The organism is Metapseudomonas cellulosilytica, assembly GCF_049334135.1.
GTDB lineage: Bacteria > Pseudomonadota > Gammaproteobacteria > Pseudomonadales > Pseudomonadaceae > Metapseudomonas.
In genome coordinates this window covers 53775-78212 of sequence record NZ_JBHZGN010000007.1, presented here as the reverse complement: position 1 = coordinate 78212, position 24438 = coordinate 53775, and the positions used below count along the sequence as shown (strand labels likewise).

The window sequence follows — 24438 nt, the reverse complement described above, 5'->3', positions numbered from 1 at the left end:
ATCGCTCCGCTCCACCCATCCTACGAAACCGGATTGCATTGCCAATCCGAAACGTCCGACAGCGCAACCGCATTGCCGTCCTACACGGCGCTTGGGCAGCATCCGGCCTCGTTGCGACTACGGTCGTGGCCCGGGCTGGAACCCCGGAGGTGTACGGGAGTGCGGTAAGCCATGCAGGTGAACTGGGCATTACTCAAGTTCACCTGGCAGTCATGGCGGACTGTGCGAGGCGGGCATGTGCCCGGCCGGTTCCCGTACCCGGTGGTTCCAACCTTGCACAGTCCGCCACCCTTCTCTGGATGTACCCGGTGGCGGCTCCTCATCGTTCGACAAGGAGTTGCGCCATGAGCACCACCTTTTACGAAACCCTCCATTTCTTCCGTCACGGCCGCCTGCTGCGCGCCACCCTCATCGGCCATGAGCCCTGGTTCGCCGCCCGCGACCTGGGCCGTCTGCTGGGCGTTTCCGCCAATGTCCGGATGAACGATGGCCTCGACGCCGACCAGTGGCGCACCGGCCTGCTCAAGTGCGGCCGCGGCCTGGTGGCGGAAGAATTGATGGTCAGCGAATCGGGCAGCTACGACCTGCTGCTGCGCCGCTTCTACCACCCGGAAAACCGCAACCTGCGCCGCTGGCTGACCCACGAGGTGATTCCCACGCTGCGCGCGCCGCGCCGGGCGGCGTAAATCCTGTAGGGGCGAATTCATTCGCCAAGGGCAGCGCAGCTGCCCCGCGAGGCCCGGCAGGGCGAACCTGCGATCCGCTTGGCGAATGAATTCGCCCCTACAAAGAAATTCCCGCCACCATCCTCAACCTCACCCCCGAAAATGACTCGGCGGTTGCCCGCTCCAGCGCTGGAAGGCGTGGCGCAGGCTGGCGGTCTCGCTGAAGCCGAGCGCTTCGGCGATGCGGTAGATGGGGATGTCGCCCTGCTGCAGCATTTCCTTGGCGCGGGTGAAGCGCAGTTCGTCCAGCAACTGCTGGTAGCTGGTCTGCTGCTGGGCCAGGTGGCGGCGCAGGCTGCGCGAGGAGCAGTTCATCTGCTTCGCCAGTTCGTCCAGCCCCGGCGGGTCCTGCAGGCGGGCTGCAAGCAGGCCGCGTACCCGTTCCAGCCAGGCCCGACGAGCGGCGAGTTCGACGTTCTGGCGGCGGCACTGTTCGAGCATTTCCTTGTGGGTCACCGGGTCGGCCAGGGGCAGGCGGCGGTCCAGCCAGGCGGCGTCGAAGCCGATGGCGCTGCGGCTTGCGCCGAATGCCACCGGGCAGCCGAAACCCCGGGCGTAAGGTCGCGCCATGCCGCTGCCGGCCGGATAGTCCAGTTGCACCGCGCGCAGCGGCAGGGGCTGGCCCAGCAGGTCGGCGAAGGTGACCTTGAGCGACCCCAGGCAGACTTCGGTGTTGAACGCGCGTAGCGACTCGGCCTCGCTGTAGCCGGTGGCGGTGAGCCAGGCGGTGTCGCCGTCCCGCTCCAGGGCCAGGCGGAAATAAGTGCCCAGCAGCACCGGGTAGGCGAGGCCGATGCGCAGCGCCTCGCCGAAGGTCGGTGCCGATAGCATGGCATAGCCCACCAGGCCATAAGCGGAAATACGTGTGCGCAGGCCCAGGGTCAGACCCAGGGCCGGGCGCGGCGCCAGGCGCACGGCATTGGCGTAGACCTGCTGCTCCTGCTCGGGATTGACCAGGCGCTGCAGCTCGACCAGATCCTGCTCGCTGATACCGCTGCCGGCCAGGACTTCGCAGGCGGCTATGCCCTCCTCCTGCAGCAATGCCACGCTCAGCGCCGACATATGCAGCGAGTTCAGCCAGGTGGCGCGGGAAAATACGTGTTCGACCATGGTGGCGCCTTACTGGATGGCCTCGGTCAGCTCCCGTTCCTGCCGCCGGTAGGGGAAAACGTCGATCACCTTGCCGGAGCGGATGGCCGCCTGCAGGGACTTCCAGTAGTCGGCGTCGTAGAGATCGCCATGCAGCTTGTTGAACAGCCGGCGCTGCGCGAGGTCGGCGAACAGGAAGCGCGGGAACTCCTCGGGGAACACATCGTTGGGCGCCACCGAATACCAGGGCTCGGCGGACATCTCGTCCTCCGGATAACGGGGCGGCGGGATGACGCGGAAGTTGACCTCGGTGAGGAAGCAGATCTCGTCGTAGTCGTAGAACACCACGCGGCCGTGGCGGGTGACGCCGAAGTTCTTCAGCAGCATGTCGCCGGGGAAGATATTCGCCGCCGCCAATTGCTTGATGGCCAGGCCGTAGTCGTAGAGCGCCTCGTGCACCTGGGCCTCGCTGGCGCTTTCCAGGTAGATATTCAGCGGCGTCATGCGGCGCTCGGTCCAGCAGTGACGGATCAACACCACGTCGCCTTCTACAGCGATGGTGGACGGCGCCACCTCCAGCAGTTCCGCCAGGCAGTCCGGGTCGAACTTGGATTTCGGGAAGCGGAAGTCGGCGAACTCCTGGGTATCGGCCATGCGCCCCACCCGGTCGACGTTTTTCACCAGGCGGTACTTTTCGATCACGGTGTTGCGGTCCACGGTCTTGGCGTGGGCGAAGCGGTCCTTGATCACCTTGAACACGGTGTTGAAGCCCGGCAGGGTGAATACGCTCATCACCATGCCGCGCACACCGGGGGCCATGATGAAGCGGTCGTCGGTATTGGCCAGGTGGTTGATCAGGGCACGGTAGAACTCCGACTTGCCGTGCTTGTAGAAACCGATGGAGGTGTACAGCTCGGCGATGTGCTTGCCCGGCAGGATGCGCTTGAGAAAGCCGACGAACTCGGCCGGCACCGCCACGTCCACCATGAAGTAGGAGCGGGTGAAGGAGAAGATGATCGACACTTCCGCTTCATCGGTGATTACCGCGTCGGCCTGGATGCCACGGCCTTCGCGGTGCAGCAGCGGGATCACCAGGGGCCATTGCTCGTCGCGCGTGTAGATGCGCCCCACCAGGTAGGCGCCCTTGTTGCGGTAGAGCGGCGAGGCGAACAGTTCGATGCACAGCTCGCGGTCCTTGCATACCCAGTCCGGAAGATGCTCGCGCAACTGGACCTCCAGGCGCTCCAGGTCCCCGGCGCGGTCGTCGTAGGGCACGTCGAAGCGGAAATCGTCGAGGATCGCCGACAGCGCCGCGTGCAACCGGCCCTCGGGGCGATAGCTGCGGGTCTGCGGTGCGCGCTCGTGGGCACGCAGTGAAGGCCGCGTGGTATGGATGAACATGCAGCCGTCGCTGATCAGGTCGTGGCTGAACAGGCTGCAGAAGATCGAGTTGTACCAGGTCTCGGACAGCTCATCGTCCAGGCGCAGGTCGATCAGGTCGATGTAGGCGCTCTTCACCAGCGGCCAGAGCTGCACATCGAGCAGTTCCTCGGTGGCATAGGCTGCCTGCAGGCGCCCGCTGGTCTCGCCGACTTTCACCTCATAGAGGGCGATCCGCTCGGCGGCGGCCAACTGGGTCGCCTGCCACTGCGCCTGCTCGAAACGGGCGCGGGCGCCATCGGTGATCTGGCGGAACTGCTCGCGGTAATCGTCGAAGCCTTCGAGGATCAGTCGGGCGATGCCTTCGGCCGGCCATTGCTGCGCCATGGGGATGTCTCGGCTGAGGAGGAGGAATGCCGAGCTTAGCCAGAAAAAATTCCTCGTTGTAGGGGCGAATTCATTCGCCAAGGGCTGCGAAGCAGCCCCTCAGGTCCCAAGGGCAGGCCTTCGGCCTGCTTGGCGAATGAATTCGCCCCTACAGCCCGAACCCTGTGCCTGGGATCACGCAATCCCCCTCTCCCGCAGATACCCCTCCAGCATCTCGATGAACACCCGCACCTTGCGGGTCCGCCGGCGGTGGGCCAGGTAGAGGACATGCACCCAGGGGCCGAACGCGTCAGGTTCCATCTCGTATTCAGGCAGTACGCGCACCAGTTGGCCGCTGGCCAGATAAGGCGCGGCGCTCCATTGCGGAACGATCTGCAACCCGTGGCCGCCCAGCAGGCAGGTGAGCAGGAAGTCGAAGTTGTCACTGGCCAGTTTCGGTATGGGTTGCGGCACACGGATACGCTCGCCATCCAATCGCAGCCACCAGAAATGCCGATTGAGCGCGGGATGCCGGAAGGTCAGCCAGTCATGCTGCAGATAGGTCTCCAGCGACACCTCCAGCCCCTTGCGCTCCAGGTAGGCGGGGCTGCCGCACAGGAGGATGCGGTTTTCCGTCAGCGGCCTGGCGATCACCCCCGGCAGGTCCGTGGGGCCGTCGCGCAGGGCGAGGTCGTAGCCGCCTTCGACCAGATCCAGGAAATTGTCGTTCAGGTGCACCTCCAGGCGCACCTGGGGGTGGGCGTCCATGAAGCGGCAACAGACTTCGTTGAGAAACGCGGGCCCGAACGACGGTGGCGCGATAAGCCGCAATGTGCCGCGCAGTTCGTGGTGCAACTGGTCAAGTTCCTCCCCGGCCAGTTGCAGCTGCATCAAGGCCTGGCGGGCCCCTTCCAGGTAGATCTGCCCAGCCTCGGTGAGGGCCATGCGCCGGGTGGTGCGCTCGAACAGGCGCACGCCCAATTCCGACTCCAGATGCCCGACCGCCTTGGTCAGCGCCGACGGCGTCTTGCCCAGCTGCTCGGCGGCACGGCTGAAGCTGCCGTATTCGGCGGTGGCGACGAACATGGTGAGCGCGCTGAGTTTGTCCATCGACCTGTTCCTGATCGGCACAAAAGTTGTGCGGAAACATAGCATTCTGCCGCCCGCCTGGCTTGGTTAGGCTCAGCGCCAGACCAACAAGAACTGGAAGACACCCAATGAAAACCTTTGTACCCACCCTGATGGCTGTGGCGCTGGCCTGTTCCTCGATGGAAAGCATGGCGGCCGTCGACCTCATCCTCCACAACGCCAAGGTCTACACCGCCGAACCCGGCCAGGCCCTGCAACAGGCGGTGGCCATCGAAGCCGGCAAGCTGCGCGCCGTTGGCAGCGACGCCGAGGTGCTGCGCCTGAAGGAAGCCGGCACCCGAGTGCTGGACCTGGGCGGCAAGGTGCTGATGCCGGGCTTCGTCGACTCCCACTCCCACGCCATCTTCGGTGGTCTGGAGCTGGACTCGGCCAGCCTCGGCGGCCAATTGATTCCCGTGGCCGAGCTGGAGCAGCGCCTGCGCCAGTGGCGCGAGAACGGCAAGGCGCGGCATGGCGACGCGCTCAGCGTCAGCGGCGTGCCGTCTGCCGCCTGGAGCCAGCTGGCGGAGCTCGAACAGCGCTTCAACCAGGGGGAATGGGCCGATGTGCCGATCTTCTTCCTCGGCTGGGACCACCACACCGGCTGGGCCAACCGGGCCATGCTGAAACGCGCCGGCATCGACGCCGCCATGGTGAAGGGCCTGCAGGGCGAAGCCCAGGCCACCATCGGCCATCATCCCGACGGCCAGCCCAATGGTTTCCTCGCCGATGCGGGACTCGACCCGGTGATGGCGCAGCTGCCGCCGGCCACCGCCGAGCAACTGCTGAAGGCCGCGCGCTCGGCATTGCGCTACAACCTCAGCCTGGGCATCACCGCCTGGATGGACCCGGCGGCCAACGCCGCGCCGGGCGAACCCCTGTTCGACTTCAAGCCCACCGCCCGGACCCTGGGCGTACTCCCAGCCTACAAGGCGCTGGCCGAGAAAGGCGAGCTGACCGCCCATGTCGCCGCCCTGCTGGTGGCCAACCCGAAGAGCACGCCGGCTGACCTGGATACCCTCGATCAGGTGCGCCAGCAGTTCCAGGGCCTGCCCAACCTGACCCTGCCCGGCATCAAGGTCTTCGCCGACGGCGTGGCGGAAATCCCGGCGCAGACCGCCGCCATGCTGGAGCCCTACAAGAACTCGAACAAGCGTGGCGAGCTGCTGATCGACCCAGCGCATTTCGGTGAGCTGGTCAGCGCGGCCGATGCCCGTGGCTGGCTGGTGCACGTCCACGCGATCGGCGACCGCGCGGTGCGCGAATCCCTCAACGGCATCGAGCAGGCGCGCCGCGACCGCCAGAGCGGCATCGCCCATTCGGTCACCCACCTGCAGATGGTCAACCCGAAGGAATTCGCCCGCTTCAAGCCGCTGGACGTGATTGCCTCCATGCAACTCTACTGGGCCAGCGCCGATGAGCTCAGCCTGGACCTGGTGCAGCCCTATATCAGCGCCATGGCCTTCCAGTACCAGTACCCGGCGCGCTCGCTGCTGAAGAACGGCGCCACCATTTCCGGCGCCAGCGACTGGCCGGTGACCACGCCGGAACCCTGGAAGGCCATCTACCAGGCGGTCAGCCGCAAGGGACCCAAGGGTGTGCTGAATCCGGACGAGGAGATCGACCGCGAAACCATGTTCCAGGCCTACACCCTCAACTCCGCCCGCACCATCGGCCTGGACCGGCAGATCGGCTCGCTCAAGCCCGGCAAGCAGGCCGACCTGATCCTGCTCGACCGCGACGTGTTCCAGGTCGAGCCGCAAGCCCTGCGTGATACCAAGGTGCTGAAGACCTGGTTCGCCGGCCGCGAAGTCTTCGACGCCGACCTCTAACTACGAGCCCCTGCTCCCCGCCCTGCTCCCGCTCCCCTGCGGGGGCCGGGCGGAGCCTTGCCCGCATCTGCCCGAACAATCACAACAACGGGAACCACTCGATGAAACGCTTCACCCTCCTCGCCCTCACCCTGGCCCCCCTCGCCTGCCAGGCCGTGCAGCTCTCCGACGACTTCAGCCTGCAGGTCGACCTGACCCTGGCCAGCGACTACCGCACCCGCGGCATCTCCCAGACCCAGAACGACCCGGCGGCCCAGGCGGGCGCTACCCTGCTGCACTCCAGCGGCCTCTATGCCGGCGTCTGGACCTCCAACGTGGACTTCGGCTTCGACCTCAAGACCCGCCAGGAAGTGGACTACTACGCCGGCTGGTACTGGCAGGCCACCGACGACGTGAGCCTGGATGCGGGCTACGTCAAATACGCCTATCCGAAGGAAAGCCAGTTCAACCAGAGCGAGGTCTACGCCATCCTCGGCGCCTACGGTTTCAAACTGGCCGCCTACTACTCCGACGATGCCAAGAACGTCTTCGGTGAACAGCAGGACATCCTCTACAGCTACGTCAGCTACGAAGCGGCCCTGCCCCTGGATGTCGGCCTGAAGCTGCGTTACGGCCGCAACGACTTCAAGGACCCGATGTTCTGGTCCTCCAGCGGCGAGAGCACCGACGACTACCACGAATGGGAAGCCAAGCTGACCCGGGACTTCGTCGGCGTGACCTGGGGACTCGCCTATGTCGACACCGACCTGTCCGAGGCCGAATGCGCCAGCTACTACGGTTTCACCGATGTCTGCAGCGCGACCTGGGTGGCGAGCGTGAGCAGGAGCTTCTAGCAGCCGCACGATCATCCACTGTAGGGGCGAATTCATTCGCCAAGGGCTGCGCAGCAGTCCAAATGGAGCCTCCATGGCAGACCTTCGGCCTGCTTGGCGAATGAATTCGCCCCTACAGGAAATCTATCCGCCCCCCACCTGCCTCTCGCCTCAAAACTGTTCCGCCAATTTGAAAGCAAGTTGTAGATTGCGCCGCTCCGAGGGCGGCGTCATCTTGCCGGCTCATGCCCGCCGGAGCCGACCATGAAACCCGCCGATCTCGCCCGCCTGCTGAGCCTCGCCGCCATCTGGGGCGCCAGCTTCCTGTTCATCCGCATGCTGGTCCCGCAGATCGGCGCCCTGCCCACGGCGTTCCTGCGGGTGCTGCTGTCGGCCATCGGCCTGGCGGTGATCCTCGCCGTGCTGCGCAGCGACTGGGATTTTCGCGGCAAGCTGGGCAAAACCCTGGTGATCGGCATCGTCAGCTCCGGGGTGCCGGCCGCGATGTACGCCCTGGCGGCCCAGGTGCTGCCGGCCGGCTACTCGGCGATCTTCAATGCCACCACGCCGCTGATGGGGGTGCTGATCGGCGCGCTGTTCTTCGCCGAGAAGCTTACCGGCGCCAAGGCCGTCGGGGTATTGCTCGGCCTGGCCGGGGTGGCGGTGCTCACCCGCACCGGCCCGGTGGCCTTCGATGCCCAGCTGCTCTGGGGCGCCGCCGCCTGCCTGGTAGCCACCACCTGCTACGGTTTCGCCGGCTTCATGACCAAACGCTGGATCACCGAAGCGGGCGGCATGGACAGCGGCATGGTGGCCCTGGGTTGCCAGATCGGCGCCACCCTCTGCCTGCTGCCGACGTTCGCCTGGGATGCTCCGGCGATGCCCCTGGCGCCGCTGCTGGAACCCACCATCTGGCTGGCCCTGGCGGCGTTGGGGTTCGTCTGCACGTCCTTCGCCTATATCCTCTACTTCCGCCTGATCGCCAACGTCGGACCGGTGAGGACCATGACGGTGACCTTCCTGATCCCGCCCTTCGGCGTGTTCTGGGGCGTGCTGCTGCTCGACGAGTCGGTGACCGTCGCGCACCTGCAGGGCGGCGTGCTGATCGCCCTGGCGCTGTGGCTGGTGCTGAAGCCGGCAGGAGTGCCGGCCACAGCGAAATCGGCGGGCTGAACGGAGCCTGTTTATTGTAGGAGCGAATTCATTCGCCAAGGGGTGCGCAGCAGCCCCATTGGAGGCCAATTGGCAGACCTGCGGCCTGCTTGGCGAATGAATTCGCCCCTACATAGAGAGAATTGCCCCGTGCGATCGGCGGCATCCCTCACCCCAGCCCTCTCCCAGAGGGAGAGGGGGCAGTCCGAGCGGGCCTAGCGCCCGGTCTTCACCGCATTCCACACGCGGGTACGCACGCGGTCGATCTTTTGCGGCATGGCTTCCAGGGCGAACAGGTTCTTCATCACCTCGGCCGGCGGGTAGATGGCCGGATCGGCCTTGATCCCGGTCTCCACCAGCGGGTCGGCGGCGGTATTGCCGTTGGCGTAGTGCACCGCATTGCTGACACCAGCCATTACCTCCGGCCGCAGCAGGTAGTTCATGAAGGCGTAACCGGCGGCGGCGTCCGGCGCATCGGCGGGCATGGCCACCATGTCGAACCACAGCGGCGAACCTTCCTTAGGTGTCGAGTAATGGATGTTCACGCCGTTGCCGGCCTCCTTGGCACGGGTGGCGGCGTTGAGGATGTCGCCGGAAAAGCCGACGGCCACGCAGACATCGCCGTTGGCCAGGTCGCCGACGTACTTCGAGGAATGGAAGTAGGTGATGTAGGGGCGCACCTTCATCAGCTCGGCCTGGGCGGCCTTGTAGTCCTCCGGCTTCTTGCTGTGGTGCGGCAGGCCCAGGTAGTTGAGGGTGATGGGCAGCAGCTCCGGGCCGTTGTCGAGCACTGCGACTCCGCACTTGGCGAGCTTCTCCATATTCTCCGGTTTGAAGAACAGGTCCCAGGAATCCACCGGGGCGTCGTCGCCCAGCACCGCCTTGACCTTGTCGACGTTATAGCCGATGCCGGTGCTGCCCCAGAGGTAGGGGAAGCCGTACTGGTTGCCCGGGTCGTTGACTTCCAGCGCCTTGAGCAGCACCGGGTTGAGGTTCTTCCAGTTCGGCAGTTGGCTCTTGTCCAACTTCTTCAGGGCGCCGGCCTGGATCTGCTTGGCCATGAAGTGGTTGGACGGCACCACCACGTCGTAACCGGATTTGCCGGTCATCAGCTTGCCATCGAGGGTCTCATTGCTGTCGTAGACGTCGTAGCTGGCCTGGATGCCGGTTTCCTTGCTGAAGTTGGCCACGGTGTCCGGCGCGATGTATTCGCTCCAGTTGTAGATCTTCACCGTGCCGGCGGCCTGGGCGGCGGTGGACATGGCCAACGTCAGAAGGAGGGGCGCGAAGGAACTTCTCATTGTCATTGTGTCCTGGCTGCTTGTGGTTCGAGACCCGCCATGGCGGGCCGTTCCAGCTTCCCTGCCAGGGGTGGCGGTGACAATGCGCGGCAAGTCCCAGCGGACCCGCGAGGAAGCAGGCAAACAGGAACGACCCACCCCGCCTTCGCCACGGAGTGGGCCGGTAAACAGACCGCAAGAGCCGGTTCAGGGGCCGCGAGCTAAAGAAGAACAAGGCGCAAACGGCTGAGGAAGCGGAGTCTACGAATTGTAAATGAGCATTCCGAAGCCGTTTTCAACGCAGTTATTCCGACGCGCAGCGAATCATGAACAGGCTCTTACTGCTGCAGCTCCTGCTCGGTGAACAGCCCGTCGAACAGCATGCTGGACAGATAACGCTCGCCCGAGTCGGGCAGGACGACAACGATGGTCTTGCCTTCCATTTCCGGGCGCTCGGCCATGCGCACCGCCACCGCCATGGCGGCGCCGGAAGAAATGCCGCAGAGGATGCCTTCCTCGCGCATCAGGCGCAGGGCCATGGCCTTGGCCTCGTCGTCGGTGCTCTGCTCAACGCGGTCCACCAGGGACAGGTCGAGGTTCTTTGGCACGAAGCCGGCGCCGATGCCCTGGATCTTGTGCGGGCTGGGCTTCACTTCTTCGCCGGCCAGGGTCTGGCTGATCACGGGCGAAGTCACCGGCTCCACCGCCACCGAGAGGATCGGCTTGCCACAGGTCTGCTTGATGTAGCGGGAAACACCGGAAATGGTACCGCCGGTGCCGACGCCGGCCACCAGCACGTCGATGGCGCCTTCGGTGTCGTTCCAGATCTCCGGGCCGGTGGTCTTCTCGTGGATGGCGGGGTTGGCCGGGTTCTCGAACTGCTGCAACAGCAGGTACTGCCCGGGGTTGGCAGCCGCCAGCTCACCGGCTTTCTCGATGGCGCCCTTCATGCCCTTGGCCGGCTCGGTGAGCACCAGTTCTGCACCCAGGGCCTTCAGCACCTTGCGCCGCTCCAGGCTCATGGAGGCCGGCATGGTGAGGATCAGCTTGTAGCCCCGGGCAGCGGCGACGAAGGCCAGGCCGATGCCGGTATTGCCGGAGGTGGGTTCCACCAGGGTCATGCCCGGCTTGAGCCGGCCGGAGACCTCCGCGTCCCAGATCATGCTGGCGCCGATGCGGCATTTCACCGAGTAGGCGGGGTTGCGGCCCTCGATCTTGGCGAGGAGGGTCACCCCGCGCGGTCCCAGGTGATTGATGCGCACCAGCGGAGTGTTGCCGATGGCTTGCGAGTTGTCTGCGTAGATACGACTCATGGGGTCTGTCCCTGGCGGTTGGCGTCGATTGAAGCTGCCCAGCCTATGCGGGCGGGGCTGCGCAGTCCAGCCGAACTCATGGCGCGGCCGGGGAGTCCACCGTAAAGAGACGCAGCCTGGCAAAAAAGCCCATGAATCGACGCTACAGCCGGCCCCTCGGCGCGGTCCTGGTCCTCGTGCTGCCGCTGGCGGCGGCGCACCTGGCCCTGCCGTGGCTGATCCGCGACTACCTCAACGACGGGCTCGCCGACATCGGCGAGTACCATGGCCACGTCGCTGACGTCGACCTGGCCTGGTGGCTAGGCGCTTGTCGCGTCAACGGCCTGTCCATCGTCAAGGTCGGCGGCAAGGTGCCGGTGCCGTTCGTGGATGCGCCAGGCATAGACCTGGTGGTGGACTGGCACGCCCTCTGGTATGACCACGCCGTGGTCGCGCGGGCGATCTTCGAGGCGCCGGCGTTGAACTTCGTCGATGGCGGCGCCGACGAGGACGCGTCCCAGACAGGTGCCGGCACCGACTGGCGCGAGCAACTGGACAGGTTGCTGCCCCTCACCCTCAACGAGGTGCGGGTGGTGAATGGGCGGATCGCCTTCCACAACTTCAAGTCCAGGCCCAGGGTGGACATCGAAACCACCGAGGTGAATGCCAACCTGTACAACCTGGCCAATCTCAGCGACAGCAGCGGCGAACGCGTGGCGCGCCTCGAGGGCAAAGGGCTGGCGCTGGGCGAAACGCCGCTCGAAGTGGAAGCGACCTTCGATCCGTTCAGGGACTTCGAAGATTTCGCATTGCGTCTGCGCGTCCGGGCCATCGACCTGCCAAAACTCAACGACTTCTCCCGGGCCTATGGCCGATTCGACTTCAAGGCCGGCAAGGGCGACCTGGTGGTGGAAGCCCGTGCCGACGACGGCCAGCTCAGCGGCTACGTCAAGCCGCTGCTGCGCAACGTCGATGTGTTCGACTGGCAGCAGGACGTGGAGAACAACGACAAGGGTTTTCTCCGCTCGCTCTGGGAGGCCCTGGTGGGCGGCGGGCAATCGCTGCTGAAGAACCAGCAACGCGACCAGTTCGCCACCCGCGTGGAGTTGCGCGGCAGCATCCATAGCCGGGACATCAGTGCTTTCCAGGCCCTCCTCGCGATACTGCGCAACGCCTTCATCGAAGCCTTCACCAACCGCTTCGAACTGGCCCCGCCGGAAAAGGACGACTAGCCCCCATGGCGATTGCGCCAATACGGATGAGTGACCGCCCATTCAGTGACTGAATGAAGCCGCTGCGTTCACAGTCGACTGGCACGCGCGTTATAGTCAGCACTTTCCCAAATACTGAACCGTCCGGTTTGCCAACCGGCGCCTGAGTCCGAGGATTCCCTGATGAAGTTCGAAGGCACCCAGTCCTACGTCGCCACCGACGATCTCAAGCTCGCGGTGAATGCCGCCATCACCCTGCAGCGCCCGCTGCTGGTCAAGGGTGAACCGGGCACCGGCAAGACCATGCTGGCCGAACAACTGGCCGAAGCCTTCGGTGCCAAGCTCATCACCTGGCACATCAAGTCCACCACCAAGGCGCACCAGGGTCTGTACGAATACGACGCAGTGAGCCGCCTGCGGGATTCCCAGCTCAATTCCGACAAGGTCCACGACGTTCGCAACTACATCAAGAAAGGCAAGCTGTGGGAGGCCTTCGAGGCCGACGAGCGCGTGATCCTGCTGATCGACGAAATCGACAAGGCCGATATCGAGTTCCCCAACGACCTGTTGCAGGAACTCGACAAGATGGAGTTCTACGTCTACGAGACCAACGAGACCATCAAGGCCAGGCAGCGCCCGATCATCATCATCACCTCCAACAACGAGAAGGAACTGCCGGACGCCTTCCTGCGCCGCTGCTTCTTCCACTACATCGCCTTCCCCGACCGCGCGACGCTGCAGAAGATCGTCGACGTGCACTACCCCAACATCAGCGGCGAGCTGGTATCCGAGGCGCTGGACGTGTTCTTCGACGTGCGCAAGGTGCCGGGCCTGAAGAAGAAGCCCTCCACCAGCGAACTGGTGGACTGGCTGAAGCTGCTGATGGCCGACAACATCGGCGAAGCCGTGCTGCGCGAGCGCGACCCCACCAAGGCCATTCCGCCGCTGGCTGGCGCCCTGGTGAAGAACGAGCAGGACGTGCAACTGCTGGAGCGCCTGGCCTTCATGGCCCGCCGCGCCAGCCGCTGACAAGCTCCCTCCCCTCTCCCGCTTGCGGGAGAGGGGTCGGGGGAGAGGGCAATCCGGCCCACCCAGGAGAATCCCAGCCATGCACCACGGCAGTTGCCTGTGCGGCGCGGTGAAATACGAGATCGACGCGCCCATCGAGTCCGCCACCCATTGCCATTGCAGCCAGTGCCGCAAGGGCCACGGTGCGGCGTTCGCCAGCTATGGCAACGTGCGTCGCAAGCATTTCCGCTTCGTCCAGGGGCTGGATTCGGTGGCCGAGTTTCACTCGTCTCCCGGCGTGACCCGGACCTTCTGCCGGCAATGCGGCTCGAACCTGCAATGGTTCGCCGACCATCCTTACCCCGACTGGGTATCGGTGGCGCTGGGCACCCTGGACTCGCCACTGGGGCCAATCCCGCAGAAGCACATCTACGCGGAGTCCAAGGCCGACTGGTACACCATTGCCGACGGCCTGCCCCAGGAAGCCCGCTACTGAGAACCGAAAGATAACGAGGGTGCAGCCATGCTGCTCAACCTGTTCAACGAAATGCGCGCCGCCAAGGTACCGGTGTCGGTCCGCGAGCTGCTCGACCTGATCAACGCGTTGAAACACAACGTCGTGTTCGCCGACATGGACGAGTTCTACTTCCTCGCCCGCACGGTACTGGTCAAGGACGAGCGCCATTTCGACAAGTTCGACCGTGCTTTCTCCGCCTACTTCAAGGGCCTGGAGAAGCTCGACGACTACCTCCAGGCGCTGATTCCCGAGGAATGGCTGCGCAAGGAGTTCGAGCGCATGCTCACCGACGAGGAGCGCGCGCAGATCCAGTCCCTGGGCGGCCTGGACAAGCTCATCGAAGAATTCAAGAAACGCCTCGAAGAGCAGAAGGAACGCCACGCCGGCGGCAACAAGTGGATCGGCACCGGCGGTACCAGCCCCTTCGGCTCCGGCGGCTTCAACCCCGAGGGCATTCGCGTGGGCGATGCCGGCAAGCGCCAGGGCCGCGCCGTGAAGGTCTGGGACCAGCGCGAGTACAAGAACCTCGACGACCAGGTGGAACTGGGCACCCGCAACATCAAGGTCGCCCTGCGCCGCCTGCGCAAGTTCGCCCGTGAAGGCGCGGCGGAAGAGCTGGACCTGGACGGCACCATCGACCACACCGCCCGCGACGCCGGCCTGCTCAACATCCAGATGCGCCCGGAACGCCGCAATACCGTGAAGCTGCTCCTGCTGCTGGACATCGGCGGTTCCATGGACGCCCACGTCAAGGTCTGCGAGGAGCTGTTCTCGGCCTGCAAGACCGAGTTCAAGCACCTGGAGTACTTCTACTTCCACAACTTCATCTACGAGTCGGTGTGGAAGAACAACCTGCGCCGCACCTCCGAACGCACCTCCACCCTGGACCTGCTGCACAAGTACGGCCCGGACTACAAGGTGGTGTTCGTCGGCGACGCCGCCATGGCCCCCTACGAAATCACCCAGGCCGGCGGCAGCGTCGAGCACTGGAACGAGGAGCCGGGCTACGGCTGGATGAAACGCTTCATGGACAAGTACAAGAAGCTCATCTGGATCAACCCCTATCCCAAGGACACCTGGAACTACACCGCCTCCACCAACATCGTCCGCGAACTGATCAACGACCAGATGTATCCCCTGACCCTGCAAGGGCTGGAAGACGGAATGAAGTTCCTGTCCAAGTAAACATCCACATCCGTAGAACCTGGATTGCCCCCTGTAAGGGGGCATCTTGGAGCTGGCTACCAACTGCCGCACAGCCCGACCCATCCACGAACTTCATCTGGGGCGAAAGTCCTGCACTTGCCTGACCGTAGGGTGCGCCATGCGCACCGATCGCGGGATCAGCCCCTGCGCCTCGCTCAAGCGCTGGTGCGCACGGCGCACCCTACCTTGTCAGCTACGGGCCTTGCGGGGCCTGTTCTCATTGCGGGAAGGGCGTCTTGGACGTTGCGGACGGAACCGGCTGCGGACGTTTCGCCGCGATGACCTTGCGGGCCGTCTCGACAAAGGGCGTGACGACCAGGCTATAGATCGTCAGGTAGCGATCGTCATCCTTTTCCCGGGTACCGAAGCGAATGCTCTCGGGCTTCGAGGTGGTGACATAGAGCGTACCGAACATCCAGTCCCAGAGTGACAGGTTGGTACCGAAGTTCTTGTTGAAGTGCCGCGGCGCGTCACTGTGGTGAATCTGGTGCTGCGCCGGGCTGTTCAGCACATGTTCGATGACCGGCCCGAACGAAAGCCACACATGGCTGTGACGCAGGTTTGCCGCCAGCCCGTTGAAGATGAACACCAGGTAGGTCACGCCGAACAGGGTGTAACGGCTGACTTCCCCGCCACAGGCATACCAGAAGACCCCGGCGTAAAAGCCGAGGCAAACGGCGATTGCCAGCTTCTCGACGATCTTTTCCAGGAAGTGAACCCGGCTCGCCGTCGCCGGCACCAGGACGGGCGCCGAGTGATGGACCTTGTGAAACGCCCACAGCCATTTGGAATGAAAGGCTCGATGGCCCCAGTAATGCACGAAGTCTTTCAGCAGAAACACCCCCAGCCCGTAGAGCAGCGACAGAGAGAGGTTTTCACCCAGTCGCGGGCGCGCGCCCCACAGGTTGGTGAAAAAGGCGAGGTAATCCCCGGAGCGCAGGATGTAAGGGTCCACCAGGCCGACGATGGGTAGCACCAGGGCGACTTTCAGGATGGCCCGCACGAAGTAGTAGCGGTAATCCAGCAGCGCCGAGGGATGGAAATACACCCGGCGGCCGCCGATGAACCGCCAGAACGAGGGCGCGTCCGTCAGCCCGCGATGCCTCCTGAAGCGGAACAGGCCGTAGGCAATGCCATAGGAAATGCAGAGAAACAGCACGCCGAAGCGGCCGTTCGGATCGAAAATGCCAGCAAACTGGTCGGCGACCGGCTCGATTGCCCACTTGGCCAGACGCTCATGGACATATGAGAGAACATCCATGAAAGGCTGGCCTCCATCAAAGGGCGGCCATTGTAAATCAAAATGGGAATCACCTGCTCTTCCAATCTGATGCTTCGCCCAGACGAAGAGCGCCCGCCCTTGATCGATGGATTTCGCTGAGCCCAGCTGCAACGGAATGTGTCGGCATCACCGTCCATCCAGCACCGATAACACCGAGTGAACTCCTCTCGCCTACCCGCTGTCTGTCTCCGGTCGGCCCATCGGGTGGATTGCATGGCCATTCGCCACCTGGGCGACTACGCTGTCCCTGATCCATGCCTATCGCGCTCCCGCCCACGCCAGTTGGCTTGGCCGGCTCTTATCGCACCCGTTTGCCGGGTTCCGTTCCATCGCCATGTGAAGATTGCCCATGCCCCTGACCCGCCATTTCTCCGCTCACGTTTCCCCGCTCCAGTCCCGCGCGCTCGGTGCCTGCCTGCTAAGTGGCCTGCTGGCCGCGGCCGCCCCGGCGCAGGCCGAGGAGACCGCCGGCAATCAGCGCTGGGTGAGCGATAGCCTGAGTACCTATGTGCGCAGCGGACCGACCGACGGTTACCGCATCGTCGGCACCCTCACCTCCGGGCAGAAGGTCGAGTTGCTGAGCACCCAGGGGGACTACAGCCAGGTGCGTGGCGAGAACGGCAACACCGTATGGATTCCCAGCCGCGACCTGCAGGAAGTGCCAGGCCAGGCCGAGCGCCTGCCGCAGCTGGAGCAGAAAGTGGCCGAGCTCAGTGCCGAACTGGAAGGCATCGACAACACCTGGAAAAGCCGCGTACAGGGCATGCAGGAAACGCTGGATTCGCGCAAGGTGCTGATCGACGAGTTGCAGGCGGCGCGCACCGCGCTGGATAGCGAACTGACCCAGGCCCGCTCCGAGTTGCGCGACGTGCAGGCCCAGTTGGGCGAAGAGAGCCAGCAGGTGCTGATGCGCTACATGGTCTACGGCGGCGGCATCGCCGGCGCCGGGTTGCTCGCCGGGCTGATCCTGCCGACCCTGCTGCGGGTAAAGCGCAAGCGCAACGATCAGTGGATCTGATACCCGGCTGATCCGCTCCCGCCGGACGGGAGCCAGCCGGCAGCCGGCTCAGGTGCGGCCCTGGTCGACGATCTCGCCACGGCGCCAGAGAATCCATTCGCCCGGCTGGTAGATGTTCCAGGTTTCGTTGTCGGTCAGCGGCTCGGTGGCGATCACCGTGACCACGTCGTTCGGTGTGGTTTCCGACTGGAAGTCCACCGTCAGGTCGGCGTCCTTCAGGCGTGCCGGGCCGAAAGGTGCGCGCCGGGTGATGTGGGCCAGCTTGGTGGAGCAGAAGCTGAACAGCCAGTCGCCATCACTCAGCAGGCAGTTGAACACGCCTTTCTGGCGAAACTCGACGCATGCCTGGACCAGTACCGGCAGGAGGATTTCCGCCATGACCGGCTCGGGAAATGCGCCGCGCACGCGATTCAGCAGGTTGCAGAACGCCGCTTCACTGTCGGTGTCGCCCACCGGCCAGTAGAAGCCGTTCGGCGGCTCGAAGCCGGCCAGTTGGCCATTGTGGGCGAAGCACCAGTTGCGGCCCCAGAGCTCACGGACGAAGGGATGGGTATTGGACAGGCAGACCTTGCCGACGTTGGCCTGGCGAATATGGCCGATCACCGTCTCGCTCTTGATCGGGTAACGCTGCACCAGGCGCGCCACTTCGGATTCGACACTGGCCGACGGGTCCTGGAACAGGCGCAGTCCGCGCCCTTCGTAGAAACCGATGCCCCAGCCGTCGCGGTGCGGGCCGGTGCCGCCGCCGCGCTGCATCAGGCCGGTGAAGCTGAAGACGATGTCGGTGGGGACGTTGGCGCTCATGCCGAGCAGTTCACACATGGTTCAGGACTCTGGCGTCAGGCTTTTTCGGGATGGACGACGTGCCGGGGCGGGTGCCGGGGAGTGGATCGGGGCGTCTCCGAGCCGGGAACGGCTCATGCTGAACGCCCCAGGGCCGGGCTGCAAGGCCCGGCGAGTCAGAGGCGGGGTTCGATGCGCAGGCGGCGGTCGCCGTTCTGGTCGTAGCGGGTATCCGCTTCCGGCTTGCGCTCGCGCACGACTTCGCGAAGGGTCGGCTCTTCTTCGGCCTTCTGGGCGGCTTCGCGCTCGGCACGGATGGCCTTGACCTTTTTCTCGATCGGCCAGCGGATGCTGGCGAACACCAGGTAGAGCGTGAAGGCGATGATGCTGTACATGGTCAGGTCGAGCGTCGCCTTCCAGGCGTTGTTGCCGACCTTGAACAGCAGATCCAGCGCGGTGATGGCCACGGCCGGGGCGAACATGTCCTTGGCCGGGTCGACGATGGTGGGGGTCAGCAGCAGTACCGCCACCAGCAGCCGCAACGGCTCGCGCAGCCAGCGCCACATCCAGCCGGTGAGGCGAAACCAGACCAGCAGGCAGCCGAGCGCGGCGAGTCCGTAGGCGGCCCAGGCGAGCAGGTAGTCGTGTTCAGTCATTGGCGTCCGTGGCAAGGCTGGCGAAAGGGCGCTTATGATAACGGCTTTTCACGGTTCCGGCGCTCCTGCCGTCGCCACACCGCCCAGCCTTCGAGATCGCCCATGCCCCAAGCCCCCATCGCCCGCATCCAATCCGGTGACGACCCCTACCGCTGGCTGGAGGAACGCGACGCCCCCGAAGTGCTTGCCCACCTGGAAGCGGAGAACGCCTGGCTGGAAGCCGAACTGGCCGACCAGCAGGCGCTGCGTGAAACACTGTTCCAGGAGATCAAGGGCCGCATCCGCGAGACCGACCTGTCCCTCCCGGTGCCCTGGGGCCCCTGGCTCTACTACCAGCGCACCACCGCCGGCGACGAGTATCCGCGCCACTATCGCTGCCCGCGCCCGGACGACGGCTCCCTGGCCCTGGACGAAGCCCGCGAGGAACTGCTGCTGGACCCGAACGAACTGGCGGCCGGCGGCTTCCTCTCCATCGGCGCCTTCAGCATCAGCCCCGACCATGCGCGCCTGGCCTACAGCCTGGACACCAGCGGCGACGAGACCTACCAGCTCTACGTCAAGGAGCTGGCCAGCGGTGAAATCCACACCCTGCCCTTCGCCCAGTGCGACGGCAGCATGACCTGGGCCAACGACAGCGCCACCCTGTTCTTCGGCGAGCTGGACGACACCCACCGTCCACACCGCCTCTACCGCCATCGCCTCGGCCAGGACGGTGCCGAGCTGGTGTTCGAGGAGGGCGACGGCCGTTTCTTCCTCAGCTGCTACCGCGCCAGTTCCGAGCGCCAGCTGATCCTGCTGCTGAACAGCAAGACCACCAGCGAAACCTGGGTGCTGGACGCCGATACCCCCGAAGGCGCCTGGACCTGCCTGGCGCCGCGGGAAGAGAACCACGAGTACTACGCCGACCACGGCAAGCTGCACGGGCAATGGACCTGGCTGATCCGCAGCAACCAGACCGGCATCAACTTCGCCCTCTACCAGGCCACCGAAACCGAACCCGGCCGCGCCCACTGGCGCGAACTGCTCGCCCATGACGAGGCGCGCATGCTGGAGGGTGTCAGCCTGAATGCCGGAGGCTACGTCCTCAGCCTGCGTGAAGGCGGCCTGCCGATCATCCAGGTGCACCCTGAGGGCGCCGCGCCCTACCCGCTGCAACTGCCGGACGCCGCCTACAGCCTCTACGTGCAGGACAGCCTGGAGTTCGACAGCCCGGTGATCCGCCTGCGTTACGAAGCCCTCAACCGCCCGGCCCAGGTGCGCCAGCTGGAGCTGGCCACAGGCACCCAGCAGGTGCTCAAGGAAACCCCGGTGGAAGGCCCCTTCGATGCCGATGCCTATGTCAGCCAGCGCCTCTGGGCCACGGCGGCGGACGGCACCCGCATCCCCATCAGCCTGGTGGCCCGTCGTGAGACCCTCGGCCAGCCCGCACCGCTCTATCTCTATGGCTATGGGGCCTATGGCGAGAGCCTCGATCCCTGGTTCTCCCACGCCCGCCTGAGCCTGCTGGAGCGCGGCTTCGTCTTCGCCATCGCCCATGTGCGCGGCGGCGGCGAACTGGGCGAAGCCTGGTACCGCGCCGGCAAGCTGGAGCACAAGACCAACAGCTTCGGCGACTTCATCGCCTGTGCCGAGCACCTGATCGCCGAGGGCTACACCAGTTCGACGCAACTGGCCATCAGCGGCGGCAGCGCCGGCGGACTGCTGATCGGCGCGGTGCTCAACCTGCGCGCCGAGCTCTTCGCCGCGGCCATCGCCGAAGTGCCTTTCGTCGACGTGCTCAACACCATGCAGAACCCGGACCTGCCGCTGACCGTCACCGAGTACGACGAATGGGGCGACCCGTCCGATCCCGAAGTGTTCGAACGCATCCGCGCCTATGCGCCCTACGAGAACGTGCGCGCCCAGGCCTATCCGGCGATGCTGGTGGTGGCCGGCTACAACGACAGCCGCGTGCAGTACTGGGAAGCCGCCAAGTGGGTGGCCCGCCTGCGCGCCAGCAGGACCGACACCCATCCGCTGCTGCTCAAGACCGACCTCGGCGCCGGCCATGGCGGCATGAGCGGCCGCTACCAGGCGCTGCGCGACGTTGCCCTGGAATATGCCTTCCTGCTCAAGGTGCTGGGCCTGCCCCAGCGCTGATCAGGGGTTTCCCGTGCCGGTGCCAAGCCCCCGGGTGTTGCGCTCCAACTGCTGCTCCAGCACCGGGATGGGCTGGTCGCGCTGCTCCAGGGATTCGCGCAGGCGCTGCTGCTGGTCCGGACGCTTCATCAGCTGCGGGCTGCCACTCTGCGGTGCCGGGCTGGTGACCGCACGGGGCACCACCTGCGGATAAGGCTGGGGCGTGACGGTGCCGGGCGCTCCGGCCGGCGCCTGCAGCGGCGCACGCAACAGCGGCGGATTCTGCGCCGCCACCTCGTCGGCCAGCAGCGCCAACGCCAACAGCAGGGGAATTCGGAAAATCGTCATGGTGCGGGCCTCCTGCTCACAGACGGTTTCAGTCTAAACCCGCCCTGCCCGTGCGGTGCCTCTCACGACGGGATGCCGGCGGCCACCGACACCCGGACTAGACTTTCCTCGATACCCCGGACGAGAGCGCAGCCAATGAGCACGGAACCCTCGGCACGCCCCGCGAGCAAGCTGGACCGGCTGCTCGCCGACGAACGCAAGCGCCGCGAGAAGAGCTACCGCGAGCAGGCGCTCAAGCTCTTCCCCTGGGTCTGCGCCCGCTGCGGCCGCGAGTTCAGTGGCAAACGCCTGTCCGAACTCACGGTGCACCATCGCGATCACAACCATGACAACAATCCACCGGACGGGTCGAACTGGGAGCTACTCTGCCTCTATTGCCACGACAACGAGCACTCCCGCTACACCGACCAGCAGTGGCACAGCGAGGAAAAACCCGGCGCGGGGTCGGCACCACGCGCCACCTACAAGGCCTTCGCCGCCATCGGCGACCTGTTGAAGCGCGATGAATAGCCCGCCCGGGCCATTCGCTGCCAAGTCCGCAAGGAGATCACGATGAAGATCCTGATGGTATTGACCTCCCACGATCGGTTGGGCGACACCGGCAAGAAGACCGGCTTCTGGCTGGAAGAGTTCGCCGCGCCCTACTTCGCCTTCCGCGACGCCGGCGCCGAGGTGGTGCTGGCCTCGCCCAAGGGGGGCCAACCACCATTGGACCCCAAGAGCGACGAACCGGAGTTCCAGACCGACGCCACCCGCCGCTTTCATGAAGACGACGAAGCCCGGCGCGCCCTGGCCAACACCCATATGCTCGCCGGCCTGGCGCCCGGCGACTACGACGCCCTCTTCTACCCCGGCGGCCATGGCCCGATGTGGGACCTGGTGGACGACCTGCATTCCATCGTGATGGTCGAAAGCTTCTACGCCGCCGGCAAGCCGGTGGGCCTCGTGTGCCACGCGCCGGCGGCGCTGCTCAATGCCAAGGCCCCCGACGGCGCGCCCCTGGTCCAGGGCAATGCGGTGACAGGCTTCGCCAACTCGGAGGAAAGCGCCGTGGGCCTGGCCGAGATCGTGCCCTTCCTGCTGGAGGATGCGCTCAAGGAGAAAGGCGGCCACTACTCCAAGGTGGCGGATTGGCAAGCCCATGTGGTCAGCGACGGCAACCTGATCACCGGCCAGAACCCGGCATCATCCGAGCCGGCGGCGGCGGCGTTGCTGGAGCTGTTGAGCGGACGGCGGGGGGAGATGTAGGCCAATCGGCCGTGATTGAATCCCTGTAGGGGCGAATTCATTCGCCAAGGGACGCGCAGCGTCCCCCTTCGAACCCCATTGGCAGACCTTCGGCCTGCTTGGCGAATGAATTCGCCCCCACAGAAAAGCGAAAGGCCTCCGAAGAGGCCTGAACGCGTTACTTCAACAGCTTGGTATCCAGCACTTGCGACGCGCTGCCCATGATGTTCTCGGTGATCTCGATGAAGTCCTTGGTGCTGGCCTTGTCCAGGCGCATCAGGCCGCGGGCGACATCGTCCATGGAATGCTTGCCGTCGGTGCGCAGGCGGATTTCCTTGTCCAGGTCCTGCAGCAGCAGTACCGCGCGGGCGGTGACGGCGCCGCTGGCATGCTCGCCGCGCAGGCTGTCGACCTTCTTGCTCCACTCGCGCAGTTGCTTGCGAATCGCCTCGTAGCGGTCGTCGCCCATGCCACCGGCGCGACGCATCAATTCGATGGCGTAGTACTCCGAGATCCCCTCGCTGATCCAGTCGCTGCGGTCGGTGTCACTGATCCGGCTGAGCACGTGCACCAGTTCGTGCACCAGCGAACTGGTGCCGTTCTCGCTCACCAGCGGGCGCGCCGAGTGCATGAAGAAGGAGTTGGGCGCCGACAGGCCGCCGCGCCACATGGGGTCGTTGGCCCCGACTATCAGCAACTTGCCCGGCTCGCGGGGAAAGACCTCCTGGGCGTGGGGCCAGACGAACGTCAGCAGGGTGAGGATGTCCATGCGACGCATGCCCTCTCCCACCGGCGCGCTGACGGTGACGTCGGTAGTGCCCAGGCTGGCGCGGCGGCTGCCCAGCTTGCCAGCCAGGATCCAGCCGGTGGGGCGGTCGAACAGCCGCTCGGGATTGTCGATGCGGAAGCGGTTCTTGCCGATACGTGGCCAACCGGTTTCGACCGACTGCCAACCCTTGGGCAGCTCGAACTGCAGGCGGGCGACCAGCTCGACGCCTTCCAGCGAGTCCAGGCGGGCACTGGGCACCAGGTCGTCGCCGCGCAGCAGGGCCCAGTCCGGGGTCATGCGCGCGTCGAAGCGGCCGTCGCCACGCGGGTGGCTGATGCGCACCTTGTAGCTCAGGCTGGCCTTGCCGCTGGTAGGGGTCCAAGTGCCGTGGGCCGGGTCTTCCTGAGTCCAGCCGCCGCTGGCCTTGAAGTCGCTGTAATAACCCTTGTCGCCCAGGTCGAAGCGCAGGCTGCGCACCACCTCGCCCTTCTCCAGCACCAGGCTGACCTCGGCCTGGTCGCTCTCGGGCAAGAAGCGCACCTGATAGTCGAGATCGACCCGCTTGGCCGCCCACAGCGGGGCGCTCAGGGTCAGCAGGAGGGAGGACAGCAGCAGCTGGGTGCGGGCGGACATCGAGGATGGCTTCCTTGGTGGGTGTGACAGTCAGTCCCTGAGACTAGAAAGGCGGCGGTTTGATCCCTGCCCGGGCTCAACCCGCACGAAAAATCAGGTAGTCCTCCCAATCGTCCTCCGCCACGCTGTTTTCGCTGAGCATGCGTCCGGACTGGGAGATGCCGGCCTTGTGCACGGCTTCGGGGTCGTTGCAGACCAGATGGTGCCAGGGCGGCAGGTCCTTGCCTTCGGCCACCAGGCGGTAACCGCAGGTCGGCGGCAGCCAGCGGAACTCGTCGGCCTGGGCCGGCGTGAGCTGGATGCAGTCGGCGACGAACTGGCGGCGATTGGCGTAGTCGGTGCAGCGGCAGGTCTTGAGGTCCAGCAGCTTGCAGGCGATGCGCGTGTAATAGACGCTGCCGTCATCCTCGTCCTCGAGCTTCTGCAGGCAGCAGAGGCCGCAGCCGTCACAGAGGGACTCCCACTCTTGCTGATCGAGCTGATCGAGGGTCTTGCGCTTCCAGAAAGGTTCGACTTTGGCGGCCATGGCGTGCGGGGGGTTGATTCGGGGGGCGCGTAGTCTAGTCGGCTCCGGGGTGTCGGCCAAGCATAGCTGACCATTGGTTG

23 protein-coding genes are annotated in these 24438 nt (G+C 65.3%); 12 read left to right on the top strand and 11 right to left on the bottom strand.

All coding sequences use genetic code 11. The features are described from left to right. Positions 1–344: 344 nt before the first annotated feature. Positions 345–686: a BRO-N domain-containing protein gene (locus tag ACFW0H_RS11045; protein WP_422913946.1), complete on the top strand. Its 342-nt coding sequence runs from the start codon at positions 345–347 to the stop codon at positions 684–686. Between the two features lie 129 nt (positions 687–815). Here the strand turns inward: ACFW0H_RS11045 and ACFW0H_RS11040 are convergent, their stop codons facing one another. From ACFW0H_RS11040 to ACFW0H_RS11030, 3 genes are all read right to left on the bottom strand, one after another. Then, complete coding sequence (locus ACFW0H_RS11040) at positions 816–1835, bottom strand: AraC family transcriptional regulator (RefSeq protein WP_422913945.1); 1020 nt, start codon at positions 1833–1835, stop codon at positions 816–818. A gap of 9 nt (positions 1836–1844) precedes the next feature. Further along, complete coding sequence (gene aceK, locus ACFW0H_RS11035; protein ID WP_422913944.1) at positions 1845–3581, bottom strand: bifunctional isocitrate dehydrogenase kinase/phosphatase; 1737 nt, start codon at positions 3579–3581, stop codon at positions 1845–1847. A gap of 174 nt (positions 3582–3755) precedes the next feature. Further along, a complete protein-coding gene (locus ACFW0H_RS11030) occupies positions 3756–4670 on the bottom strand; it encodes a LysR family transcriptional regulator (RefSeq protein ID WP_422913943.1) in 915 nt (304 codons plus the stop codon). 107 nt (positions 4671–4777) lie between these two features. Here ACFW0H_RS11030 and ACFW0H_RS11025 point away from each other — a divergent pair, with 107 nt between their 5' ends. The 3 genes from ACFW0H_RS11025 to ACFW0H_RS11015 all read left to right on the top strand — a co-directional run bounded on the left by ACFW0H_RS11025 (position 4778) and on the right by ACFW0H_RS11015 (position 8505). After that, on the top strand, positions 4778–6520 hold the full coding sequence (locus ACFW0H_RS11025; protein ID WP_422913942.1) for an amidohydrolase: 1743 nt from the start codon (positions 4778–4780) through the stop codon (positions 6518–6520). Between the two features lie 101 nt (positions 6521–6621). Continuing rightward, positions 6622–7353, top strand: a complete 732-nt coding sequence (locus ACFW0H_RS11020) for a TorF family putative porin (RefSeq protein WP_422913941.1) — start codon at positions 6622–6624, stop codon at positions 7351–7353. A 243-nt stretch (positions 7354–7596) separates the two neighbouring features. Beyond that, positions 7597–8505 (top strand): DMT family transporter, encoded by a 909-nt coding sequence (locus tag ACFW0H_RS11015; protein ID WP_422913940.1) that lies wholly within the window; start codon positions 7597–7599, stop codon positions 8503–8505. A gap of 194 nt (positions 8506–8699) precedes the next feature. Here ACFW0H_RS11015 and ACFW0H_RS11010 read toward each other — a convergent pair whose 3' ends face one another. Together ACFW0H_RS11010 and cysK are read right to left on the bottom strand one after the other, a co-directional pair. After that, complete coding sequence (locus ACFW0H_RS11010; protein WP_422913939.1) at positions 8700–9785, bottom strand: polyamine ABC transporter substrate-binding protein; 1086 nt, start codon at positions 9783–9785, stop codon at positions 8700–8702. 317 nt (positions 9786–10102) lie between these two features. Then, complete coding sequence (gene cysK / locus ACFW0H_RS11005; RefSeq protein ID WP_422913938.1) at positions 10103–11077, bottom strand: cysteine synthase A; 975 nt, start codon at positions 11075–11077, stop codon at positions 10103–10105. A 131-nt stretch (positions 11078–11208) separates the two neighbouring features. On the opposite strand from cysK, the gene ACFW0H_RS11000 reads away from it, so the two are divergent. The 4 genes from ACFW0H_RS11000 to ACFW0H_RS10985 all read left to right on the top strand — a co-directional run bounded on the left by ACFW0H_RS11000 (position 11209) and on the right by ACFW0H_RS10985 (position 14977). Beyond that, the gene (locus ACFW0H_RS11000) at positions 11209–12288 is read left to right on the top strand and encodes an AsmA family protein (RefSeq protein WP_422913937.1); all 1080 of its coding nucleotides are present in this window, start codon (positions 11209–11211) and stop codon (positions 12286–12288) included. 162 nt (positions 12289–12450) lie between these two features. After that, a complete protein-coding gene (locus ACFW0H_RS10995) occupies positions 12451–13296 on the top strand; it encodes an AAA family ATPase (RefSeq protein WP_422913936.1) in 846 nt (281 codons plus the stop codon). Positions 13297–13375: 79 nt separating this feature from the next. Beyond that, on the top strand, positions 13376–13771 hold the full coding sequence (locus tag ACFW0H_RS10990; RefSeq protein ID WP_422913935.1) for a GFA family protein: 396 nt from the start codon (positions 13376–13378) through the stop codon (positions 13769–13771). Positions 13772–13798: 27 nt separating this feature from the next. Further along, positions 13799–14977 carry a vWA domain-containing protein gene (locus ACFW0H_RS10985; RefSeq protein WP_422913934.1) on the top strand — a complete coding sequence of 393 codons (1179 nt, stop codon included), beginning with the start codon at positions 13799–13801 and terminating at the stop codon, positions 14975–14977. 238 nt (positions 14978–15215) lie between these two features. On the opposite strand, the gene ACFW0H_RS10980 is transcribed toward ACFW0H_RS10985, so the two are convergent. Continuing rightward, a complete protein-coding gene (locus ACFW0H_RS10980; RefSeq protein WP_422913933.1) occupies positions 15216–16259 on the bottom strand; it encodes a sterol desaturase family protein in 1044 nt (347 codons plus the stop codon). A gap of 370 nt (positions 16260–16629) precedes the next feature. On the opposite strand from ACFW0H_RS10980, the gene ACFW0H_RS10975 reads away from it, so the two are divergent. Continuing rightward, positions 16630–17298, top strand: a complete 669-nt coding sequence (locus ACFW0H_RS10975) for a TIGR04211 family SH3 domain-containing protein (protein WP_422913932.1) — start codon at positions 16630–16632, stop codon at positions 17296–17298. 48 nt (positions 17299–17346) lie between these two features. Here the strand turns inward: ACFW0H_RS10975 and ACFW0H_RS10970 are convergent, their stop codons facing one another. Beyond that, entirely contained in the window at positions 17347–18120 is a 774-nt protein-coding gene (locus tag ACFW0H_RS10970; RefSeq protein WP_422913931.1) for a class II glutamine amidotransferase, read from the bottom strand. A gap of 137 nt (positions 18121–18257) precedes the next feature. After that, a complete protein-coding gene (locus tag ACFW0H_RS10965; RefSeq protein ID WP_422913930.1) occupies positions 18258–18737 on the bottom strand; it encodes an MFS transporter in 480 nt (159 codons plus the stop codon). A gap of 102 nt (positions 18738–18839) precedes the next feature. Between ACFW0H_RS10965 and ACFW0H_RS10960 the strand changes: the two genes are divergently transcribed. Then, positions 18840–20876: a S9 family peptidase gene (locus tag ACFW0H_RS10960; RefSeq protein WP_422913929.1), complete on the top strand. Its 2037-nt coding sequence runs from the start codon at positions 18840–18842 to the stop codon at positions 20874–20876. Here the strand turns inward: ACFW0H_RS10960 and ACFW0H_RS10955 are convergent, their stop codons facing one another. After that, positions 20877–21203, bottom strand: a complete 327-nt coding sequence (locus ACFW0H_RS10955) for a hypothetical protein (protein WP_422913928.1) — start codon at positions 21201–21203, stop codon at positions 20877–20879. Positions 21204–21338: 135 nt separating this feature from the next. On the opposite strand from ACFW0H_RS10955, the gene ACFW0H_RS10950 reads away from it, so the two are divergent. Further along, positions 21339–21713 (top strand): YajD family HNH nuclease, encoded by a 375-nt coding sequence (locus tag ACFW0H_RS10950; RefSeq protein WP_422913927.1) that lies wholly within the window; start codon positions 21339–21341, stop codon positions 21711–21713. A gap of 42 nt (positions 21714–21755) precedes the next feature. Continuing rightward, a complete protein-coding gene (locus tag ACFW0H_RS10945; protein WP_422913926.1) occupies positions 21756–22451 on the top strand; it encodes a type 1 glutamine amidotransferase domain-containing protein in 696 nt (231 codons plus the stop codon). A 157-nt stretch (positions 22452–22608) separates the two neighbouring features. On the opposite strand, the gene ACFW0H_RS10940 is transcribed toward ACFW0H_RS10945, so the two are convergent. Then, complete coding sequence (locus ACFW0H_RS10940) at positions 22609–23832, bottom strand: M61 metallopeptidase family protein (RefSeq protein WP_422913925.1); 1224 nt, start codon at positions 23830–23832, stop codon at positions 22609–22611. A gap of 76 nt (positions 23833–23908) precedes the next feature. Then, positions 23909–24358 carry a YcgN family cysteine cluster protein gene (locus ACFW0H_RS10935; RefSeq protein ID WP_422913924.1) on the bottom strand — a complete coding sequence of 150 codons (450 nt, stop codon included), beginning with the start codon at positions 24356–24358 and terminating at the stop codon, positions 23909–23911. Positions 24359–24438: the final 80 nt, after the last annotated feature.

Bases quoted from the DNA above. Each gene is read 5' to 3' on its own strand.
- ACFW0H_RS11045 (WP_422913946.1), top strand. From the start codon at position 345: ATGAGCACCACCTTTTACGAAACCCTCCATTTCTTCCGTCACGGCCGC.
- ACFW0H_RS11040 (WP_422913945.1), bottom strand. From the start codon at position 1,835: ATGGTCGAACACGTATTTTCCCGCGCCACCTGGCTGAACTCGCTGCAT.
- aceK (WP_422913944.1), bottom strand. From the start codon at position 3,581: ATGGCGCAGCAATGGCCGGCCGAAGGCATCGCCCGACTGATCCTCGAA.
- ACFW0H_RS11030 (WP_422913943.1), bottom strand. From the start codon at position 4,670: ATGGACAAACTCAGCGCGCTCACCATGTTCGTCGCCACCGCCGAATAC.
- ACFW0H_RS11025 (WP_422913942.1), top strand. From the start codon at position 4,778: ATGAAAACCTTTGTACCCACCCTGATGGCTGTGGCGCTGGCCTGTTCC.
- ACFW0H_RS11020 (WP_422913941.1), top strand. From the start codon at position 6,622: ATGAAACGCTTCACCCTCCTCGCCCTCACCCTGGCCCCCCTCGCCTGC.
- ACFW0H_RS11015 (WP_422913940.1), top strand. From the start codon at position 7,597: ATGAAACCCGCCGATCTCGCCCGCCTGCTGAGCCTCGCCGCCATCTGG.
- ACFW0H_RS11010 (WP_422913939.1), bottom strand. From the start codon at position 9,785: ATGAGAAGTTCCTTCGCGCCCCTCCTTCTGACGTTGGCCATGTCCACC.
- cysK (WP_422913938.1), bottom strand. From the start codon at position 11,077: ATGAGTCGTATCTACGCAGACAACTCGCAAGCCATCGGCAACACTCCG.
- ACFW0H_RS11000 (WP_422913937.1), top strand. From the start codon at position 11,209: ATGAATCGACGCTACAGCCGGCCCCTCGGCGCGGTCCTGGTCCTCGTG.
- ACFW0H_RS10995 (WP_422913936.1), top strand. From the start codon at position 12,451: ATGAAGTTCGAAGGCACCCAGTCCTACGTCGCCACCGACGATCTCAAG.
- ACFW0H_RS10990 (WP_422913935.1), top strand. From the start codon at position 13,376: ATGCACCACGGCAGTTGCCTGTGCGGCGCGGTGAAATACGAGATCGAC.
- ACFW0H_RS10985 (WP_422913934.1), top strand. From the start codon at position 13,799: ATGCTGCTCAACCTGTTCAACGAAATGCGCGCCGCCAAGGTACCGGTG.
- ACFW0H_RS10980 (WP_422913933.1), bottom strand. From the start codon at position 16,259: ATGGATGTTCTCTCATATGTCCATGAGCGTCTGGCCAAGTGGGCAATC.
- ACFW0H_RS10975 (WP_422913932.1), top strand. From the start codon at position 16,630: ATGCCCCTGACCCGCCATTTCTCCGCTCACGTTTCCCCGCTCCAGTCC.
- ACFW0H_RS10970 (WP_422913931.1), bottom strand. From the start codon at position 18,120: ATGTGTGAACTGCTCGGCATGAGCGCCAACGTCCCCACCGACATCGTC.
- ACFW0H_RS10965 (WP_422913930.1), bottom strand. From the start codon at position 18,737: ATGACTGAACACGACTACCTGCTCGCCTGGGCCGCCTACGGACTCGCC.
- ACFW0H_RS10960 (WP_422913929.1), top strand. From the start codon at position 18,840: ATGCCCCAAGCCCCCATCGCCCGCATCCAATCCGGTGACGACCCCTAC.
- ACFW0H_RS10955 (WP_422913928.1), bottom strand. From the start codon at position 21,203: ATGACGATTTTCCGAATTCCCCTGCTGTTGGCGTTGGCGCTGCTGGCC.
- ACFW0H_RS10950 (WP_422913927.1), top strand. From the start codon at position 21,339: ATGAGCACGGAACCCTCGGCACGCCCCGCGAGCAAGCTGGACCGGCTG.
- ACFW0H_RS10945 (WP_422913926.1), top strand. From the start codon at position 21,756: ATGAAGATCCTGATGGTATTGACCTCCCACGATCGGTTGGGCGACACC.
- ACFW0H_RS10940 (WP_422913925.1), bottom strand. From the start codon at position 23,832: ATGTCCGCCCGCACCCAGCTGCTGCTGTCCTCCCTCCTGCTGACCCTG.
- ACFW0H_RS10935 (WP_422913924.1), bottom strand. From the start codon at position 24,358: ATGGCCGCCAAAGTCGAACCTTTCTGGAAGCGCAAGACCCTCGATCAG.